The sequence below is a fragment of the Arcticibacterium sp. SM2516 genome (assembly GCF_057914865.1).
In genome coordinates, this window is the sequence record NZ_CP195290.1 from 3,470,036 (window position 1) to 3,491,726 (window position 21,691).

General features: G+C 38.5%; 13 protein-coding genes. All 13 read left to right on the forward strand.

All coding sequences use genetic code 11. From position 1 onward, the window contains the following. Positions 1-236 precede the first annotated feature (236 nt). The 13 genes from ACSBFT_RS14485 (at position 237) to ACSBFT_RS14545 (ending at position 20,885) form a co-directional block, all read left to right on the forward strand. Positions 237-392: a lmo0937 family membrane protein gene (locus ACSBFT_RS14485; protein WP_489601152.1), complete on the forward strand. Its 156-nt coding sequence runs from the start codon at positions 237-239 to the stop codon at positions 390-392. Positions 393-605: 213 nt separating this feature from the next. After that, entirely contained in the window at positions 606-1,211 is a 606-nt protein-coding gene (locus ACSBFT_RS14490; protein WP_489601153.1) for a porin family protein, read from the forward strand. Positions 1,212-2,192: 981 nt separating this feature from the next. Then, positions 2,193-5,267 (forward strand): SusC/RagA family TonB-linked outer membrane protein, encoded by a 3,075-nt coding sequence (locus ACSBFT_RS14495; protein WP_463047896.1) that lies wholly within the window; start codon positions 2,193-2,195, stop codon positions 5,265-5,267. Between the two features lie 32 nt (positions 5,268-5,299). Continuing rightward, a complete protein-coding gene (locus tag ACSBFT_RS14500) occupies positions 5,300-6,934 on the forward strand; it encodes a RagB/SusD family nutrient uptake outer membrane protein (protein WP_489601154.1) in 1,635 nt (544 codons plus the stop codon). Positions 6,935-7,007: 73 nt separating this feature from the next. Beyond that, positions 7,008-10,421, forward strand: coding sequence for a VCBS repeat-containing protein (locus tag ACSBFT_RS14505; RefSeq protein ID WP_489601155.1), 3,414 nt, complete (start codon positions 7,008-7,010; stop codon positions 10,419-10,421). A gap of 22 nt (positions 10,422-10,443) precedes the next feature. Further along, positions 10,444-12,159: a sugar porter family MFS transporter gene (locus ACSBFT_RS14510; RefSeq protein ID WP_489601156.1), complete on the forward strand. Its 1,716-nt coding sequence runs from the start codon at positions 10,444-10,446 to the stop codon at positions 12,157-12,159. Further along, complete coding sequence (locus tag ACSBFT_RS14515; RefSeq protein ID WP_489601157.1) at positions 12,159-13,811, forward strand: glycoside hydrolase family 43 protein; 1,653 nt, start codon at positions 12,159-12,161, stop codon at positions 13,809-13,811. Before ACSBFT_RS14510 ends, ACSBFT_RS14515 begins: the two co-directional genes overlap by 1 nt. Continuing rightward, positions 13,793-14,881: a glycosyl hydrolase gene (locus ACSBFT_RS14520; protein ID WP_489601158.1), complete on the forward strand. Its 1,089-nt coding sequence runs from the start codon at positions 13,793-13,795 to the stop codon at positions 14,879-14,881. Before ACSBFT_RS14515 ends, ACSBFT_RS14520 begins: the two co-directional genes overlap by 19 nt. A 26-nt stretch (positions 14,882-14,907) precedes the next feature. Continuing rightward, positions 14,908-16,002: a glycosyl hydrolase gene (locus ACSBFT_RS14525; RefSeq protein WP_489601159.1), complete on the forward strand. Its 1,095-nt coding sequence runs from the start codon at positions 14,908-14,910 to the stop codon at positions 16,000-16,002. 20 nt (positions 16,003-16,022) lie between these two features. Continuing rightward, positions 16,023-17,882 (forward strand): right-handed parallel beta-helix repeat-containing protein, encoded by a 1,860-nt coding sequence (locus tag ACSBFT_RS14530; protein ID WP_489601160.1) that lies wholly within the window; start codon positions 16,023-16,025, stop codon positions 17,880-17,882. Positions 17,883-17,884: 2 nt separating this feature from the next. Continuing rightward, a complete protein-coding gene (locus tag ACSBFT_RS14535) occupies positions 17,885-18,481 on the forward strand; it encodes a hypothetical protein (RefSeq protein ID WP_489601161.1) in 597 nt (198 codons plus the stop codon). 113 nt (positions 18,482-18,594) lie between these two features. Next, entirely contained in the window at positions 18,595-19,281 is a 687-nt protein-coding gene (locus tag ACSBFT_RS14540; protein WP_463047906.1) for an NUDIX hydrolase, read from the forward strand. Between the two features lie 305 nt (positions 19,282-19,586). Then, on the forward strand, positions 19,587-20,885 hold the full coding sequence (locus tag ACSBFT_RS14545; protein ID WP_463047907.1) for an MFS transporter: 1,299 nt from the start codon (positions 19,587-19,589) through the stop codon (positions 20,883-20,885). Positions 20,886-21,691: the final 806 nt, after the last annotated feature.

A 21,691-nucleotide genomic window follows, 5' to 3' on the forward strand; every position in this document is an offset into this window, starting at 1 on the left:
GCATTGGAGAATCGTAATGAAATGAGTAGTTATATTGGAATAAATCAGTCATTTAAAAGAGATTAGCATAGCGGTTTACCCTGAGCTTGTCGATGGGAAGCAATTTAGCTACGGTCCCGATAAAATCGGGAGATTGCCTAATGCATAAAGCGTGTTTAACCAAGGGTGGAGTCATTATTATAATTTTACTTTTGATTTTGTTGCTCTAATTTTTATAATTCAAACGACTAATAAATATGGGAAATTCACTTTACATAATTGCAGTTATATTGGTAATCGGCTGGCTTATTGGCTTCATTGGTTTTGGAGTTGGCGGTTTAATTCATATTCTATTAGTTATTGCAATTGTAGCAATAATAATAAGGATTATTCAAGGCAAAAAAATTTTATGATACAACGAAAATATGGGTTAGTTTAGGGTTAGGTGTAAAAAGCAGGGCAATTTGTCCTGCTTTTTTTATTTACGGACTGCACGGAGAACACCCATAGCCTTTCAGTAGAAGTGTGAATTATGCAATTCATAAAAAATTTTATATAACATCAGCCATTGGTATTAAAGCACCTTTACCAGTGAATTATAATTTGTACGAAAAACTTATTTCGAAATGAAAAATATATATACTTTATTACTATTCGTGTTCTGTAGTATTTCTGTCATAAATGCTCAAACCTTATCAATCGGACCTGAATTAGGGGTGATTACATCTAAGTTTAGCTCAAGCAATATTTCAGAAAATAAGATAGGGCTATCCGTTGGAGCTTTCGCAAACTATAGTGTAAATGAGCACATTGGACTAAGAGCCAAGTTGCTTTTCTCTGAACGAGGCTCAAATTATTCTACTTCTGATGCCACAACTAGGCTCAATTATATACAAATGCCAATTTCTTTGATTTACTACTTTGGTGAAATTGGTCAAAAAATACGTCCGAAAATTTATGCTGGACCTTATTTCGGTACTTTGTTAAGTGCCAAAGACCAAAACAAAAATGACATTGTTGATACCAACGGCAATGATGTTTTCAAGAAAAGCGACATTGGTGGTCAGATTGGTTTAGGTTTGAATTATTCACTTAAATCACGCACATGGCTCAATCTTGACCTGGGTTACAGTCAAAGTTTTACTGATATTACTGAATCCGATGCCTCCAACGAACACAATAAGGCTTTAAGCATAAATATTGGCATTAGTATTCCGATAGTTCACAATTGATATTTCCTAGATTTAATTACTAAATGCTACTCCTTTAGGAGAATCATTTAAAGAAGAGAGGGAGGACTTTTGACCCTAGGGCCAAAAGTCCTCCCTCTCGACAACGAAATATTTCATCATACTTTGGGTTGCAACTCTCAAAACTGATGGCACATTTAACCCGGTTTATGTGTTGGGGAATCGTTATGAGTTTTAAAATACAATAAATCAGACAATTAAAGAATTTTAGCATACCGTTTACCCTGAGATAATGTCGAAGGGCTAAGATGATTGAGTTTAAATGGGTTTACGAACTGATTTGAAGCAATTTAGCTACGGTCCCGATAATATCGGGAGATTTTCTAATGCATAAATTGGTTTAATCTAAAACAAAACATTTCCTTCTCAAACCTAGCTGTAAACCCTTCCCTTTCTGACACGGATATACTTGCTATAGCATCTCCTAAAATATAGTTGTCGCGTGCTTTCAGAAAGCATTCCAAATCCATATAAAAAGAAGCTTAATCCTCCTTATTATAACAAGAAAGACTGCCCACTTTTTGGGCAAATTAGGGTTTAATATATTTTATATTCTGTAACCAAATCTTACCCAAAACTTTCGAACTCATATCTAAATCTCGAAATTTTCAGTTTTTATTTTCAGTTTCACAAATAGATACAAAACACTTATATAGAGTATACTAACGAAAACTAGAATCTCTTTCAAATAAAAATATTCATAGAAATAATTGATTTATTCAAAACCCTCCCTAACTTGTGGTCGATTTAACTATAAGCTTTTAGTAATAAAGACCAAAAGTTAAATTTGCAATGATTCTATTACGAATTCTCGGAATACTTTAAACCTGAATTGCTTTTTATAAAGCTGACACTTATAAAAAAATGGCGGTCATTCCTAATCAAAACGGGCTAAGAATCCAGAGAATTCTAGGTGCAAAATTTTATGAAAATCAGTATCAAAAACAACCCAATTTCTTAACTATGAAACAAATTTTTACATTCATTTGCTTCTTCGCTATTTTGGGCTTCCAGCCCTTTTTAGCACATTCCCAGAGCCTACAGCTCACGGGTACTATTACAGATATGAGTACTTCCGAGGTCTTACCCGGAGCTACTATAGCCATAAAGGGCACCACCGTTGCTACCATTTCAGATAAAGACGGTAAATACAAAATCACAGCTACTAAAGGTGCTACCCTAGTCATTGATTACATCGGTATGAAAGGCGTTGAAAGGCAAGTAGGAAATGCTGGCGTTATGGATATCGCTCTTGAGGCAGAAAATGTAGACTTGAGCGAGGTAATAGTAGTAGGTTACGGAACGCAATCAAAAAAGAACTTGATTAGCTCTATTAGTACTATTAAATCAGATGAAATTAAACGTAACCCAGTAGCTGACCTTAGTAATACGCTTGCCGGCAGAGTTACAGGTGTTATTGCAAAGCAAAGCTCAGGGGAGCCTGGTAGCGATGGTTCACAAATTTTAGTGCGTGGTGTCTCTACTTTCAATGGTTCTTCTAGCCCGTTGTTTGTGATTGATGGAATTGTAAGATCGCAGTATGATTTTGCCCTTTTAAATCCTAATGAAGTGGAGTCCGTTAATATCTTGAAAGATGCTTCCTCTGCAGCTATTTTCGGGGTTAAAGGTGCTAATGGAGTTATTTTAGTAACCACAAAGCGTGGTTCGGCAGGGAAACTAAGTGTTAATTACAGTGTGAACTATGGTTCACAGTCTGTGGTAAGTTTACCAGACTTTTCAGATTCGTTTACGTATGCTACGCTTTATAATGAGGCTTTAGCAAATGATGGTCGTGAACCACTTTTCACTAATGAAGAACTTACGAAATTCAAAGACGGTTCTGACCCAGATTTATATCCAAATACAGATTGGGGTAAAATAATGTTAGGTGGTTCTTCTCCCATGATTCAGCAAAACCTTTCTATCAATGGTGGAAATGAAAAAGCAAGGTATTTCGTATCTCTTGGGTACTTAAATCAGCAAGGATTGTACAAAACACTTAGCAATAAACGATATAACGCACGAGCCAATTTGGACCTTCAGCTTACTAAGACTACGCAGTTGTCTGTAGATTTATCTGGAAGAGTAGAAGATAAAGATGCTCCGGTTTCTGGAAGTACTAACATTATGCAAGAGGCCTTTAGAAACCCTCCAATTTTTCCACACCAGTATTCAGATGGGAAATTAGCGAATCCAAGACCTTATCCAAATCCTTTTGCTTTTATTCAAGAAGAGTCTGGATATAATAGGAATAACTATGATGTGCTTTTAACTACATTCCAATTGACCCAAGATATTCCATGGATTGAGGGACTTTCTTTAAAGGGAGTATTGGCATTTGATAAAACCACAGGTTATAATAAACGATGGAGAGATAACATTACGCTTTACGAAAGGCAGCTGGACAATACGCTTATTCCTACGCCTTATTCAAATCCTAGTCTGAATGAGCAGTTCACCCAGTCTTCTGGTACCGAATTACAAGGGCATATTAACTATAACAGAAAGCTGAATGAAGATCATGAAGTATCTGCATTAGTACTTTTCCTTCAAAAGACAAATTATGACAGGTACCTTAATGGTGGTAGAAATACTTATACTACTTCTGCTTTAGATGTGATTAACGCCGGACCATCACTTAACCAATACCTTGGTGGTGGAGGAAACGAATATGGTTTATTAAGTACTGCGGCTAGATTTAATTATATCTACAAAAACAAGTATTTATTACAAGCCAGTGTTCGTCAAGATCAATCAGAAAACTTTGCTCCAGATCAGCGTAAGGGTATTTTCCCAGCAGTATCTGTGGGTTGGATAGCTTCAGAAGAGTCTTTTATTCGTGATATAGCGGCTATTGACTTTTTAAAGCTGAGAGCTTCTTACGGTAAATTAGGAAACGACCAGATTTCTTCAAGATTTGGGTACTACGCAAGGTATGATTTGGCTAACAACTCTGGAGGATACGCTGGTGGACCTCCATTCAACTTCGGTGGATACGCTTTTGGTGGTCAATATTATTCAGGTTTAGCTCCAGGACCGTTGGCAAACCCAAACATCACATGGGAGACGTCAACCAAAACGGATGTTGGTTTAGAATTTAGCCTTTTAAATAGATTCTTAACGGCAGATGTAGTTTACTTCCACGAGCGTAGAGAAGGTATTTTGGCTCAAAGAAACCTGTCTGTACCGACTTCATTTGGTGCTAACCTACCTACAGAAAACATAGGTATTGTGGTAAACAAAGGTTTTGAGATTAGTTTAAATCATGAGAAACAATTGACCAAAGACTTCTCCTACCATTTAGGAGGTAATATTACTAAAGCTGCCAATAAGATAATATTTGCAGATGAGTCTCCAGGAGTTTCTGATGACTTAAGAAGAACGGGAAGAGCTATCAATGGCTATTATGGTCTTCGTTCTTTAGGTTTATTTGTGGATCAAGAAGATTTTGACAATTCTCCTAAAACCGCTTATACAAACTTAGGACCTGGTGATATCAAATATGATGACATCAACGGTGACGGGAAAATAGACAATGACGACAGAACTTACCTAGGCAAAAACAATATTCCTGGAATTATCTACGGAATAACAGGTGGTGTAGCTTATAAGGCTTTAGAACTGAATTTCTTGTTTCAAGGAGCAGAGCAAGTATATCAGCAGTTGAAATCAAATGCTGTTTGGTCATTCTATAATGGTGGAAAAGTCACCAATGAGTGGTTAGACAGATGGACACCAACGAATACTGATGCTACTTTGCCAAGAGTACTTGTGATAGCAGAGAATAACCAATTAGTATCTGACTTCTGGATTAAAGATGCTTCTTATTTAAGATTGAAAAATGTTGAGGTGGCTTATACTTTGGCACCTAATTTCTTAACTAAAATTGGAGCACAAAACATCAGAGTTTCAGCTTCTGGTCAAAACCTATTAACCTTCACAGATTTACTAAATGTAGATCCAGAAAATACAAATATTGACGGCTGGTACTACCCGCAGCAAAAAGTCTACAACGTAGGCCTAAGTGTTCAATTCTAAATAATATTTGTGAAGAATAAACTTTAAAAAAAATGAAAAATAATAAAATAAAAATATTCGGATTGAGCCTAGTCTTGCTTTCGGCCCTTTCCTGTAATGATAAAATACTGGATGTAAAACCTACCTCTTTTGTATCCGATGCTACACTTTGGTCTGATATTAACTTGGTAAACCAATTTGTAAATAATATCTACGGTAGCCTTCAAAGTGGTTTTAATCGTCAAGATTTTGGTTACGGAAGTGGCTTCTCATGGTCTCGAGGAATGTCCATCTTAGGAGCAGGTTCTGATGATGCCGATGGTAAACTTGATGCCAAAATCCAATTATTTAACACGGCAGATATTACACCGTCTTTCACACCTTATGGAGAAGATTTATGGGTAATGAACTATGCTACCATTCGTAAAGCAAACGTACTTTTATCAAGAATAGACGACGTACCTGGAGATGACGCAGTGAAAGAAAGGTATAAGGCAGAAGCATTGTTTTTAAGAGCATTTAGCTATGCCGACCTTATCAAAACTTTTGGTGGAGTTCCGTTAATTACCAATGTTCAAGAAATCACTGATGACTTGCAACTACCACGTAACACCTACGAAGAGTGCGTGACTCAAATCTTAAAAGATTGTGACGCGGCTGCAGCGGTTTTACCTGCTAAATTTACAGGTAAAAATGTAGGAAGAGCTACTAGTTCAGCGGCTCTTGCATTAAAGGCTCGTACTTTATTATACTTCGCAAGCCCATTAAATAACCCTGCGAACGAAACTTCAAGATGGGCTAATGCTGCCAGTATTGCTAAAGAATTGATTGACAAAAATGAGTTCTCTCTGTTCCCTGATTACTATCGTTTGTTCATTGATAATAACAACTCTGAAGTTATCTTCTCAAGACAATTTGTCAAGCCTGACGTAGTTCATCCAGCATCTTATATGCTAGGTATGAGTGCAGGCCTTAGTGATGGTACCTGGGCGGGCTTTGCCCCTACCCAAAACTTGGTAGATTCTTATGAAATGACCAACGGAAAAACAATCACTGACCCTACTTCTGGATATAATCCTCAAGACCCTTATTCCGATAGAGATGCCAGAATGGACCAAACAATCATAAGAAACGGCTCGGAATGGAAAGGAACTACCGTGTATACCTATGATGGAGCTAAAGGTTCTAGCCAGACTAGTTATGGACTGAAAAAATTCTTAGACGATAAGCTAATAATTTCTTCTCAAACTTACCAAGGGCAAGACAATAACTGGATATTCTTCAGACTTGGAGAAGTGCTACTAAATTATGCTGAAGCAAAAAACGAAGCAACAGGTCCAGATGCTAGCGTATACGATGCTATCAACAGAGTAAGAAATAGAGCTGGGCAGCCAAACTTGGCAACAGGTCTTTCTAAAGATGAAATGAGAGAGAAAATCAAGAATGAAAGACGCGTAGAGTTAGTCTTTGAGGAGCACAGATTTTGGGATGTACGTAGATGGAAAGAAGGAATGGCATACTTCAATAAACCTGCCTACATGATGGATATAAAGAGACAAGGCAATGTAGACGTTTATACCAAAAAAGTTTATGAGCCAAGAATTTTTAAAGAGCATCAAAATGTTTTCCCAATTCCTCAGTTTGAAATGGACAAAAACGCAAAATTGACTCAAAATCCAGGATATTAATAAATAGATTAGAGGTTATACAGCAACCTGATACTTATTGGGTTGTTGTATTTTTTAAGTTGATTATAACAAAGTGAAAAAGAGTAATCCATTATTTGATTTTTTTAAGGAAATAGCCAAGCCGTGCTTCGGTGTGGCTATTTCTTTCACTTTACTATTTTCATGTTCTGAAAAAGAAACAAAGCTATTCGATAAATTATCAAGCCAAGAAACAGGAATCTCATTCACAAATCAACTTACAGAAACTAAAGAAAGAAATGTATTAACGTATGAATACTACTATAACGGCTCTGGTGTAGCCACTGGAGACTTAAACAATGATGGCTTTGCCGATATCTACTTTACAGGAAACCAAGTACCATCAAAACTATACCTCAATAAAGGGGAAGGTTTAAATTTTGAAGATGTTACTGCCATTGCAAATGTGGCAGGGCGAGAACATTGGAAAACAGGAGTTTCTTTTGTGGATATCAATGCCGATGGCAAACTCGATATTTATGTGTGTTATTCTGGTTTTGGCACAGACCACGAACGCAAAAACGAACTCTACATAAACCAAGGAAATAATCCAGACGGCATCCCTATTTTCAAAGAGCAAGCAGAAAACTTCGGAATTGACGCATTTGGAACTTACACAAGTCAGGCACTATTCTTCGATTATGACATCGATGGTGACCTAGACCTATTTTTACTAAACCATGCTAACGGATTTTATTCGCCATTTTTTAATACGAATAAACTAAGAAATCTCCGCCACCCACAATTTGGCAATCGCCTTTACAGAAACGACAACAATACATTTACCGACGTAAGTGATGAAGCTGGCATTTATGGCAGCGGAATAAACTTTGGCCTGGGTATAGCCGCCAGTGATATTAATGATGACGGCTACCCTGATCTTTATGTTAGCAATGATTTTGAGGAGCAAGACTTCTGCTATTTGAATAATGGCGATGGCACTTTTAAAGAAGTAGCAAAAACAGTTTTTGCTCACATAAGCAGAAGCACCATGGGGCTTGACATTGCAGATTATAACAATGACCTCAAGCCAGATGTAGTGACTTTAGACATGCTTCCTGAAACTAATCTCCGTCAAAAAACAGTACAAGGAGCCGACCAATACGACAAGTACCAACTCATGGTAGCAAGCGGTTATGGGCATCAAAATACCCGTAACATGTTACAACTAAACCAAGGTTTAGACCAAGAAGAACTACCTGTATTTAGCGAAATAGGGCAACTGGCAGGCGTTTCAAATACGGATTGGAGTTGGAGTGCTTTACTGACAGACCTAGACAATGATGGTTGGAAAGACCTTTTTGTGAGTAATGGGTTTCTAAGAGATTATACGAGCTTGGACTTTGTGAAATACGAGGTAGAAGCAGCCATGCAGCAAGTCGTAAAAGATGGTAAAGACATTTCTACACGTGAGAAATATCAGGAGAATATGCCGCTTTATGATTTGCTCAAAAAAATGCCTTCTACGAAACTGAGCAATTATGCTTTCAAAAATAAAGGCAATCTGAAATTTGAAAACGTTTCGGATTCATGGGGTTTATCTGAACCAGGTGTGTCCAGTGGAGCATCTTATGCAGATTTGGATAACGATGGCGATTTAGATTTAATCGTTTGTAATAACAATGAACCTGTGTGGGTTTACAGAAATAATGCCGAGGTAGTTAATGGCAATTCTTACGTCAAAGTAAAATTACATGGCTCAGGAAAAAACACATTTGGAATAGGTGCCAAAGTTATAATCAGAACAAAAACAGGACCTCAGTACCAAGAGCTTTATCCAGTAAGAGGCTATCAATCTTCAGTAGATTATACACTCAATTTTGGTTTAGGAAGTGCTAAATCCATTGAAACTTTAGAGGTCATTTGGCCAAGTGGCAAAAGACAAAGCCTAGAAAATATTGGGGTCAATGAATTGGTAGAAGTTTATGAAAAAGACGCTTTAGATGTACTTCATCAAAAAGAAATTCAGCCAACGATTTTTACGGAAATCACAGACCATTCAGGTATAGATTTTACTCAAAAAGAAAACGAATATGTTGACTTTAAACGGGAGTCATTAATTCCTTACGAGCTTTCAAAACAAGGCCCAAAAATGGCCTCCGCAGATGTAAATGGAGATAGGTTGGAAGATATATTTATTGGTGCTCCAGCAGGTCAAAGTGCTATTCTTTACCTTCAAAATAACACAGGAAAGTTTTCTAAATCAAAATCTCAACCTTGGCAATCTGACCAATCGCATGAAGATATCAGCTCATTGTTTTTTGATGCTGATGGCGATGGCGACCAAGATTTATATGTAGTAAGTGGCGGAACAGAGTGGTTACATCCAGTTCCTGAACTTCAAGACCGGATTTATGAGAATGACGGAAAAGGAAACTTCAAGAAAGTAGAAGGAGCTATTCCGGAGGAGATTTACAGCGGAAGCTGCGTAAAAGCAGAAGACTTTGACAAAGACGGTGACTTAGACTTGTTTGTTGGAGCAAGAGCCGTTCCTGGAAATTATCCGCTGAATGGCGGAAATATCATCTTAAGAAACGACTCTGACAAAAACGGCATTCGCTTTAAAAATGTCATTAATCAGGTAGGTAACGAAGCATTGTTTAATGCTGGAATGGTTACAGATGCCATCTGGGCTGATATTGATAAAGATGGCTGGACAGACCTTATTCTTTCTGGGGACTGGATGGCTATCAAGTTTTTCAAAAACACCAAAGGGAAATTCTCTGAAATTACGGAAAGTACAGGCTTAAACGAAAACGATGGATGGTGGTGTAAGCTAGTGGCTGCTGATATTGACAACGACGGCGATATCGATTTTATAGCGGGGAATATGGGTACCAACTCGCAGTTTAAACCAACAGCCAAAGAACCTTTAACCACCTATGTCAATGACTTTGATAATGACGGCAGAACAGACCCCGTAATGACTTGGTTTTTGCAAGGCAAAAGTTACCCTTTCAATTCTCGCGACGAGCTAACCGCTCAAATCCCAAGTTTAAATTCTAGGTTTATCAAATACGCTGATTTTGGCAATGCCACCATTCAAGATATTTTCTCCAAAGAGCAAATTCAAGCTTCAAAGAAATTCAAAATTCATAATATGAACTCCTCCTTAATTATAAACAATGGAGACGGTACTTTCACTGTAAAAGCATTACCCATTGAAGCTCAATTCAGCGTAGCGTCTGGAATCATTTATGATGATTTTGATGGAGACCATATTCAGGACATTTTGATAGCAGGAAACTTCTTCCCATTTAGAGTGCAGCAAGGTAGAATGGATGCCAGTTTAGGTTGCCTTTTAAAAGGAGATGGCAAAGGCAACTTTGTACCAATGAATAAGGAGAAAACAGGCTTGAATCTAAATGGAGATATACGTGACATTATTCAAATAAAAGGAAAGGGCAGAAGACTAATTATAGCCGCTAGAAACAGTAACCATATTCAGGTGATAGAACAAAAAAAATAAAGACTTTGATTAAAAACTATAAATGAAGCAAAACACAATTTACATAACCTTAATAGCCTTTACTGCTGCTATTGGGGGATTTCTCTTGGGCTTTGACGGCTCCGTGATATCTGGAGCAGTACCTTTTTACAAAACAGTTTTTAACCTTGAAGACGGTTCTTTTCTTTTAGGTTTCTCTGTTTCCTGTATTATATGGGGCTCTATTCTTGGCAATCTAATTGCAGGGCCAATGAGCGATAAAATAGGCAGAAAGCCTTCCTTACTTATTGCCGCTGTATTATTTGCTGTTTCAGCTTTAATTTCGGCATTAGCTACCGACATAAACTTCTTCATCTTCGGAAGAATTATCGGTGGATTTGGGGTTGGCGTTGCCATATTGGTAGCACCCGTTTACATAGGCGAAATATCCCCTGCCAAAGACCGCGGTTGGCTGGTTTCGTTTAATCAGTTACTAATTGTGATTGGTTTATCTGCCGCCTACTTTTCAAACTATTTTGTACTAAAAGCTTTTGACGACCCGCTCACCAACTGGCGATATATGTTGGGCATAGAAATTATACCTGCACTTATATATTTCATAGGTATTTTTATAATCCCCGAAAGCCCAAGATGGCTCATGATGAAAGGACGAGAGTCTAAGGCCATGGATGTGCTTATGAAAGTGGGTGATGAGGCTTATGCCAAAGCAGAGTTACAACAAATCAAAAAAACGATAAATCCTGATGGACAAGAAAGCTTAAAGTCCCAGGCATCCTTCTTCTTCTCAAAGAAGATGAGACTGGTTTTAATCATAGGTTTTGGGCTTGCCATTTTACAGCAGTTTTCTGGAATTAATGCCATCCTTTATTACGCTCCTATGGTATTTGAATCTGCTGGAGGAGGTAGAGATGCTGCTTTTATGCAGGCGGCAGTTCTTGGTCTAGTCTTTTTGGTAATGACCATTGTTTCTATGTTCTTGATTGACCGAATAGGCAGAAAACCACTCCTATATGCCGGAGTGTCGCTGATGGCTTTTTCATTGACCTTTACAGGCATTCAATTCAAAAAAGCTCGCTACATCGTCAATTCAGAACAAATTTCGGTCTCAGCCAATACCATTCTTGAAAATGACCTTTGGGCTTTAGCCAAAGAAAATGACAGTAAACTTGCTAATTATGATGGCTTTAAACTGGAAGCTGATAATGCCATTTTCTTCAGAGCAGAAGAAGAAATATCCAGCATCACATTGTCAAATGACAATGCAGCGGCTTTGATTCATAAAAAGAATACGTTCATCAATAGCGTTTCCGCCATTAAGGATAAATCCTTCTTAAATGAGCTAGAATTTTACAGTGCCATTGACCTGTCACTGGCTACTAGCGGCATAGCTTCTAGTAATTACAAACCAGCTCTTTTAAAAGACGGAATCAAAATTAATTCATTTTTGGTGCTATTAAGCATCCTTGGTTTTATCGCTGGTTTTTCTATCTCTTTAGGACCGGTGATGTGGGCTATATTCTCAGAAATATTCCCAAACCGAATTCGTGGATTCGCCATTTCGGCGGTTGGTACTATCAATGCTTTTTCAAGCTTTTTAGTAGCCACATTTTTTCCCGTTCAATTAGCAAATTTTGGTAGCAGTACCACATACTTTATATATGCCGGCTTTATGTTCTTCTGTTTGATTTTTACCTGGAAATACGTGGTAGAAACCAAAGGTAAATCGCTTGAAGAACTAGAAAAACAATTAATAGACTAATGACTTTCGTTAAAAACCCAATTCTAAAAGGATTTAATCCAGACCCCTCTATCATTCGCGTTGAAGATGATTATTACATTGCCACCTCCACTTTTGAGTGGTTTCCAGGTGTCCAAATTCACCATTCAAAAGACCTCGTAAATTGGAAATTAATAAGTAGACCACTTAACAGAATTTCTCAGTTAGATATGAAAGGAGCACCAGACTCTTGCGGTGTTTGGGCTCCCTGCCTTTCTTATGATAATGGCGTATTTTATCTGGTATATTCCAACGTAAAATCCTTCTCAGGAAAGTGGAAGGACACGCCAAATTTCCTTGTGACCACTACAGATATTTCTGGCGATTGGTCAGAGCCTATTTTCTTAGATTCATCTGGTTTTGATGGGAGCTTATTCCATGATAATAATGGTAGTAAATGGTATACAAGCTTACGTGTAGACCACCGAAAAGGGAAAATATTTGGTGGTATTATTCTTCATGAATATTCTGAAACACTAAAGAAACTGATAGGTTCCAAGCATTACATTTTTGAAGGTTCGGAGCTGGGTCTTACAGAAGGCCCACACATTTATCAAAAGGATGGATATTACTATTTGATAACAGCAGAAGGTGGTACAGAATATGGCCATGCGGCTTCCATAGCTCGCTCAAAAAACTTAGTGGGGCCGTATGAAATTAGCCCAAATGGGCCACTGCTTACCTGTAGAAATGAGCCAAATTATTATTTACAAAAAAGCGGACATGGCGACTTGGTTCAAACCAAAACCGGTGAATGGTTTATTGTATTCTTAACGGGTCGCCCTTTAACGCCGCAAGGGAAATGTATTTTAGGAAGAGAAACCTCTATTGAAACCATTAATTGGCCGGATAATGAATGGCCTACTTTAGGCAGCGGTTCCTGTATTCCAAGAGTGGAAGTGCCTATAGACAGTGATGTAGAGCCCATAAATGAAGATGTTAACGAGATTTACTCATTTGATTCAGAGGTTTTAGATATAGAATTTCAGTCGCTCAGAGTTCCTATTGGTTCAGATTGGTTAAGCTTAAGCGAGCCAAAAGGAAAGCTTTGTCTTTATGGCAGACAGTCTTTAAACTCTACCCATGAGCAGAGCTTGATAGCAAGAAGAATTCAGAGCTATAAAATGACCGCAAGCACTAGTCTTCAGTTTAATCCTGAAAGCTTTCAGCAAATGGCGGGTTTGGTTTGCTACTATAATACCTCGCATTATCACTATTTAAATGTGAGTAGAAATGAGGCAGAGCGGCTATGTGTTCAACTGACCTCGCATGACCTTTTTGAGCAATCAGAAGCATTAGGCGAACCACTTGTTTTAGACTTGGAAGAGGGTGCCAATATCTACCTAAAAGTAGAAATGAATGGTGCAGATTTACAGTTTTTCTATGCTTTAGAAGTGGACAAGTGGTTAGCAATAGGACAAGTGCTAGACGCCACCATTATGTCCGACGACCACGTGAGAGACGGTGGCCCTAGCTATATGCCAGCCTTTACAGGTGCCTTTGTAGGTCTTTGTTGTCAAGATTTAGAGGGGCACAAACGCCCTGCGTATTTTGATTACTTCACTTACAAGGAAGATGAGTTTGAATTTCCAAGTTCCATAAAAAAGAACCTGTCATGCGAAATATCTTACTAGGAATCATTTCGGTAATCCTAACCGCGGCGTGTACCCAAAAGTCGCAAGAGATAGTGGTGGGGCCTAAGTTTGAGCCTAAAATTGATGATTTAGCCAAGTTTGAACCACCTACAGGAAAAGTGTTGCTTTTCGTGGGGCAAGAGCTAGAGTCCATTGGCGGTATGGATGAATACTCAGATGGCTATTTCGATTATTTCCAGGCTCCTGCAGGCTTTACAGCCTATACGGGCTTTGGCGGAAATGGTTTGGATGGATTAACTTCTACCGCAGACTGGGGTGATGGTCCTGAAAATATGTCGCTCTTAGTGGATGATGCCGATTTTGACAATTCATGCTTATCCATTGGACTAGACATTGCCAACGGCGGAGATGAAAAAACGGCAAAAGGAGATTACGACCATTTGATTATAAGGCTAGGCGAATGGATAAAAGCATTGGGCAATCGCCCTGTTTTTCTTAGAATCGGTTATGAATTTGATGGCCATGACTGGAATCATTATAAAAGTGAGTTCTACAAACCCGCATACAGGCGTATCCATCACAAGTTTGAAGAAATGGGTGTTGAAAATGTGGCTTACGTTTGGCAGTCGAAAGGTGGAGGTTCTACCAGAGCAAACATGGAAGAATATTACCCCGGAGATGATGTGGTAGACTGGGTTGGCTTTTCATTTTTTACGGCAGGAGAGGTTAATCATCCTATGATTGAGTTTGCTCGCGATCATAAAAAACCTTGTTTCATAGCCGAGGCCAGTCCAGTAATTTTGGATAATAAAGGCACCAGTATCCATCTCGACCTTACTAAAACGGAAGATGCTCAAAAAGCATGGAACGAGTGGTTTACGCCATTTTTTAATACAGTGAGAGTAAATTCTGATGTGATAAAAGCCATTCATTACATTAACTCCCCATGGAAAACGCGTCCTCAGTGGCAAAACAATCCATTCTTTAAAAACATTGACGCCAGAATAACCCAAAACGATTACATGAAAACGCAGTGGTTATCTGAAATCAACAAAGAGCGGTATCTGATGGCTTCAGATACACTATTTACTTACCTATCAAAAAAATAAACGAATCTAGAATCAACGATATGAACATGCTTAAATCAACCATATTACCACTTGTTTTACTTGCAGTTTGGTCTTGCAAAAGTCAACCAACGGAAGATAAAGAAACTGTAACTCGGGCTAAATTTGAACCTGTCGATGGTGAAGTCATACTTTTTGCTGGTCAAGAATTAGAAGCCGTGGGTGGCTTAGATAAATACTCCGACGGATATTACGACCATTTACCTGCTCCTGGCGGATACACGGCATATACCGATTTTTTGACTGGGCATGAATCCTTTGGTTTTATGCACAAAGGTTTAGATGGGCTGACCACTACGGATGACTGGGGCGACGGACCAGAAAACATGTCATTAGCTCTTTCTGATTCAGATTTTGACAATTCTTGCTTAGCCATAGGTTTAGATATGAGCCAAGGCAATGACAGCATTACAGCTATTGGAGGTCACGACCAATTAATTCACCGACTAGGAAACTGGCTAAAAGAACTTGGAGAACGTCCTGTTTTCTTGAGAATTGGCTATGAATTTGACGGTTACGACTGGAATTATTACAAAGCAGAACATTACATCCCTGCTTACAGACGTGTTAAAAATAAACTAGACAGCATGGGAGTCACTAATGTGGCATACACTTGGCAGTCGAAAGGCAAAGGAGCTAACCGTGAGACCTTTGATAAGTTTTACCCTGGAGATGAATATGTGGACTGGGTAGCTTATTCTTTTTTTACGCCAGATGATGCAAATCACCCTATGATTCAGTTTGCCCGTGACCATAAAAAGCCATTATTTATTGCAGAATCAACCCCTGTACTTTTAGACTCAAAAGGAGTAAGTCAGCATCTTGATTTAACCAAAACAGCAGATGCCGAAAGAGCGTGGAAAGAATGGTTTACGCCTTTTTTCAAGACCATCAATGATAACCCAGACGTAATAAAAGCCATAAGCTATATCAATGGCAACTGGAAGTCAAGGCCAATGTGGGAGAACAATAATTTCTTCAAAAATATTGACGCAAGACTTACTAAAAATGAATACATGAAAAACCAATGGCTCAAAGAAACTAACCAAGAGAAGTACCTAAAATCGTCTGATAAGCTTTTTGAAAAGTTAAATATGAAGTAACCCTTATAATATTCAACCCTATGTATAAAACAATTTTAACGGTCCTTTTACTGAGCGTTTGCACGCAAATTAGCTTTGGGCAAAGCAGGTCTAGAACAGACTGGAATTTTAATCCAGAATGGAAAAATACGACCCAATACGCTAAAGTATATGTGGTAAATCAGAAGCACCCAAAAGCGTCTGATAGCAATGTTGGAACGGAAGACGCTCCCTTTAAAACCATCAATAAAGCCGCTCAGGTGGTGAATGCAGGAGAGAAAGTACTTATTCATGCTGGTGTTTATAAAGAAACCATCAAACCATTTCATAGTGGAAGCTCAGAAAGTAAGATGATAGCCTATGAAGCGGCTAATGATGGAGAGGTGATTATCAAAGGTTCGAAAGTCATTGATCAAGCTTGGATTCAACGTTCCATTTATACGGATGCCGCCAGAGACACTTCCAGAAGTTATACGTGGTCACGTAAAACCTGGATGGTTACTCTGGACGACTCTTTTTTCAGCGATGGATATTTTCCGCTTAAGCTGATGAATATTGAGCCAGACGAATATCCAATGATGCCTTGGGCAGAAGGAGTTAAGGAAATCACACCTTATAACAGCACCAGAGGTTTAGTTTTTCAAAACGGAAAGCGTTTGACCCAACTAACAGCTTATGGAGATTTGGCCAGAGTGCCGGGAAGTTTTTGGGTAGACAAAGACCAAAAGACCTTACACATTCATGCTTTTGATAGTGGTAACCCTAATGGCTCTTTGGTAGAAATTGGCGTAGCCGAGCACCTATTCATTCCACAAAGCATTGGTTTAAATTATATCCAATTAAAGGGTTTGACTTTTGAGCACTGTGCCAATGGCTTTCTTCGTACCAGTACCGGAGCGGTAACGTCTTTGGGTGGGCACCACTGGATTTTTGAGAACAATACCTTTAGACAAATGAACTCGTCTGCATTGGAGTTTGGCTATTATGCCTTTGAAGAAATTGACACCAATCCTCTAAATGTAAAATCACCAAGAAAAAAGAATAATGCCATAGGTGGAATGATTATTAGAAACAACACGATCTCTGATTGTGGAACGGCAGGAATGCGAAGCTATGTGGTGCATGATGCTTTAATAGAAGGAAATCATATTTATAATTGCGGCTGGCAAGACGCCGAAAACTATTGGGAAGTGGCAGGCATAAAAATCTTAAATGTGACCAACAGCCTAATAAGAAGAAATTACATCCATAATATTACTGGCGGAAACGCTATTTGGCTAGATTGGGATAATAATGGCTCACGGGTGAGCCAAAACATTATTCATGATATTGCTACGGTGCAGGGCGGTATTTTTATAGAAGCTTCGCAATACCCAAACATGGTTGACAATAATTTTATCTGGAATGTAGATGGCAATGGGGTTTATGTAAACGACGCTGATTCCGTGAAGATTTATCATAATTTGATTGCCAATTTTACGGGCAATGCGGTTCACGGTGTAGCACCTACCAATAGGTCATTGAATGGCAAAAGGCTTGTTTCTGAAAATCATCATGTGGCTAATAATATCTTTATCAATGGTAAAGTTTCACACATTAGCAAGTCTTCTATCCAAGAAAATAACCTTTATGTAAACAGCATACAGCCAGACCTCTTTACGGCTGAGGCTTTAAAAACGGCGGGTGAACAAAGTAGCAGTACACATCAGTTTGGTTTTGGGAATTTTGTACAAACCGGACTTTATTTTGTCTGGACTTTTACAGAAAACCTACCTTTAGTGCCAAGACTTAGAGAAGTAGACAAAGACCTGAAAAATAAACCTAAAACGGAGAAACTAACTTACCCGGGGCCTTTTAATAATTTATCAAAAAAGTATTCAACCTTATTAAACGAACAGTAAAAATGACAAAATTCAAAAATGTATTAATCACAGGATTATTGTGTACCGCGGCCATGAACGTAGGTTTTGCTCAGACAACCATAGAGGTAGAAGCAGAAAGCTTTTCTAAGCAAACCAAAGACGACGTTAGAAAGTGGTATGTAAAATCAGACCCAAATGCTTCTGGAAAAAGCTTCATCCAGATTTTGCCAGACACCAGAGTAACACATGATGACGAGCTGATAGTAGGTACAAGTTTTTCTAACACCCCAGGAGTGTTAGCCATAGTATCTTACGATGTCAAAATTCCTAAAGCAGGAAGGTATTATGTGTGGGCTAGAGCACTTTCTACAGGAACAGAGGATAATGGAGTGCACGTAGGAATAGACGGTACATGGCCAGAAACTGGAGCAAGGTTACAGTGGTGTGATGGAAAAAATCAATGGTACTATGAAAGCAAGCAGCGTACAGAAGAAGTACACTGCGGCGTGCCGCATCTTATCTATTTAGACATTGAGAAAGCAGGAAAGCATACCATTCAGTTTTCTATGAGAGAAGATGGTTTTAAAATGGATAAGTTTATTTTAACAATGGATAAAAACTATCAGCCTAAAAATTAAGTGGGATTAAATAGAGAAAAGAAGATTGGTCTAACAGCCAATCTCCCCTTCCCTAATTTGCTAGTAGCTATTCTTAATGTAACTTTACAGCTTAACCTAGCACCAAACAGCTCTTGAAACTTTCTGACGAAATAATTGACGCTTTATCAATTGACTGTGTCATTTTTGGCTTTAAAAACTCTGAATTGTACGCACTTTTAGTAAAACACGGGCAAGGTCCTACTAAAGGTCAATGGGCACTTCCTGGTAGCTGGATTAAATATAATGAGAGTTTGGATGAAGCGGCTAGCCGAATATTATCTTCTCAAACAGCCTTAGGTAATGTATTTCTAGAGCAGTTCAAAACCTTTGGTGATTTAGAACGATTTCCAGACAAGCGAGTTATCACCATCACTTATTATGCACTGGTAAATATTGATAAGTTTCAGTTGGAAGCAGGGCCTTCTGTTACAGATGTACTATGGTTTAATGTAAGGGAAGTACCTAGCATGAGTTTTGACCACAATCATATTCTCGATAGCTGTTTCGCTCATCTTCAGCATAAAATTCAGCATGAACCGCTAGGTTTTAATCTACTTCCTGAGAAATTCACACTCTTACAACTGCAAGAACTTTACGAGGCCATTCTTGGTCAAAAACTAGATAAGTCGAACTTTAGACGCAAGTTCTCAAAAATGAATCTTTTGGTTTCATGCAATGAAAGAGAGCAGGACGTTTCTCACCGTGCGGCTATGTTATACAGGTTTGATGAAGCTATCTATAATAAGCTCATTGAAAAGGGTTTTACGTTTGAAGTCTAGTCATCTTGATTTGGATAATAGAATAGCATAATTATCTACAAAACGCTAGAGGCTCATTGTCGTTCAGAATATATAGTTTAGCTTTTGGTATTCCCGAGGAATAAGCTCAGTTTGAAAGACGTAGTATGTGTAAAAGCTTCATTACTAGTTTGTATAAGCTGATTTGCAATGTGCTCACCATTCTCATTATTATTCACTGCCTTTTTGTATTAAAAGGAAAAACGTTAAATAAGCCAGTATAAGGTCATAAATTTAATTTTTTGGCCTTATTTTAGGCATTCGTTACAACCCTATAAAAATTTATAATGCATTTTTCTCCTTCCGCTTTAATTGACAAAAGTCAGTTGACAAAACTCCAATACGGTACTATCCTCATTTGCTTTTTAATGAACATGCTAGACGGCATGGACGTTTTAGTGATTTCCTATACCGCACCCGCCATTGCAAAAGCTTGGTCTATTTCCCCAGAAACGTTGGGGGTGGTTTTTGGTTCAGGTCTGGCAGGAATGACCCTCGGAACTCTATTAATAGCTCCCTTTGCCGACAGAATAGGCAGGAAAAACATGATTCTCATAAGTGGAATCATCATGGGTATTTCCATTTATTTAACAGGATTTGCCACCAGTATTAATGAATTATTGATTTACAGGTTTTTTGCAGGTCTAGGCATAGGCTGTATGTTGGCTAGTACGGCAGCTTTAACCTCCGAATTTACGCCCAACAGATCTCGTAATTTCTGGGTGAGTTTTGTTATCTCTGGTTATCCAGTAGGAGCCGTGGCATCAGGATTGGTGGCCGCAAAGGTAATTCCGACACAAGGCTGGGAAGAGATGTACCATTATGCAGGCTATGCCTCATTGGTTTCTATTCCCTTAATTATCTTTTTTCTGTCGGAGTCATTAGAGTTTTATATCAAAAAGCAACCTAAAAATGCTTTACAGAAGATAAATGTCATCTTGAAGAAGATGGAATTCGAGCAAATCACTGAATTACCTGCTAAAGCCGCACCACAATCGGCCATTGCAGTAGGTAAACTACTTACTGGCAAATATAAGATTCCATCTTTACAGTTATGGCTAGCACTTTTCATGGCCTTTGGTGCATTGTTCTTTATGACCAGCTGGATACCCAAATTAGCTACAGACGCAGGTTTATCTATGGAGTTGGCCATTTATGCGGGTACAGTATTTAATGTGGGGGCTTTCTTTGGCATAGTGACCCAAGGGTACTTTTCTAGCAAATATGGCTTGAAGAAGACCATTGGAATAATACTTATTCTAACCGCCGTTTTAATGGCTTGTTTTGGCCTCTTTGTAGGTTCCGATTACATCTTACTGGTGTTTGCTTTCTTAGGTTTTGGAATACAGGGTGGCTTTGTTGGTCTTTATGCCTTTGCAGCCAGAATGTACCCTACCGAGATAAAAACCACAGGAATTGGCTGGGCCATGGGTGCTGGAAGGTTTGGCGGAATCGTAGGACCAGCCTTGGCAGGTTTATTAATAGGAATGGGATTGACGATCGGAACCAACTTCCTAATCTTCGCTATTCCCGCTTTAATAGCAGGCATCATGACCTGGATCAATAGCTCGGAAGATGTGAGTTAATTTGTTGTCTTAATTAAAATTCAAGATTCTTACGCTTTTTAAACTGTCATTCTCATGCACGGTTTGGCGGAGCTATGGACGCGAATCATATTAACAAAAGCTATATTTAAGAAATGCAAGCGTAGCTCCTCTGGAGCTACGCTTGTTTTTATAGGCTTGATTTCCAACAAAGATGTAACAAACACTTCATTGAAAGATGTTAGTTCTATACAATCATCTGTTCCCCAAATATTTTTCCAATAGTGAGATAAACCGCATCCAAAACCCAATCTCTTAACCGACTGTAATCCATACCAGAGGGCTTTCCTCTCAGCATTTATCAAAATGTTACCGGACAATACTAAGAGCCATCTAACAGCTTCATTAAAGCTTATGCTATATCAAGCAAAAGCCCTCCATACGCAATCAAGAAAGCACTTCTCCCCAAAAATCACATAGACAAAAACAATTGCAGCACTCATTTAGCCACTAACTGACACATCAACATTTCCCTACCAAACTTGATTACCAGCCCCTAACTTCTAATCCTTACTTCATACATGCTTCTGAATAGTATTCTAAAACATCATAATAAAAAAATAGCCATTAATAATGCGAAAAATAGTGTCATCAAAACAAGTCCATCATTAAAATAGGAGATTGAAAAACTAAAAAACACAAAGTTCGCTAAAATTCAGAGCGTATCCAATCCCCAAACGCTCTTCATAAAACCACCTTTTAACTTGAAATAACCCATAAAACACCACTGTCAAGTTTTTGTCGAGTAGTATTATTATGTTTTTTCTTAGGCATGTGCAATGTTTGCC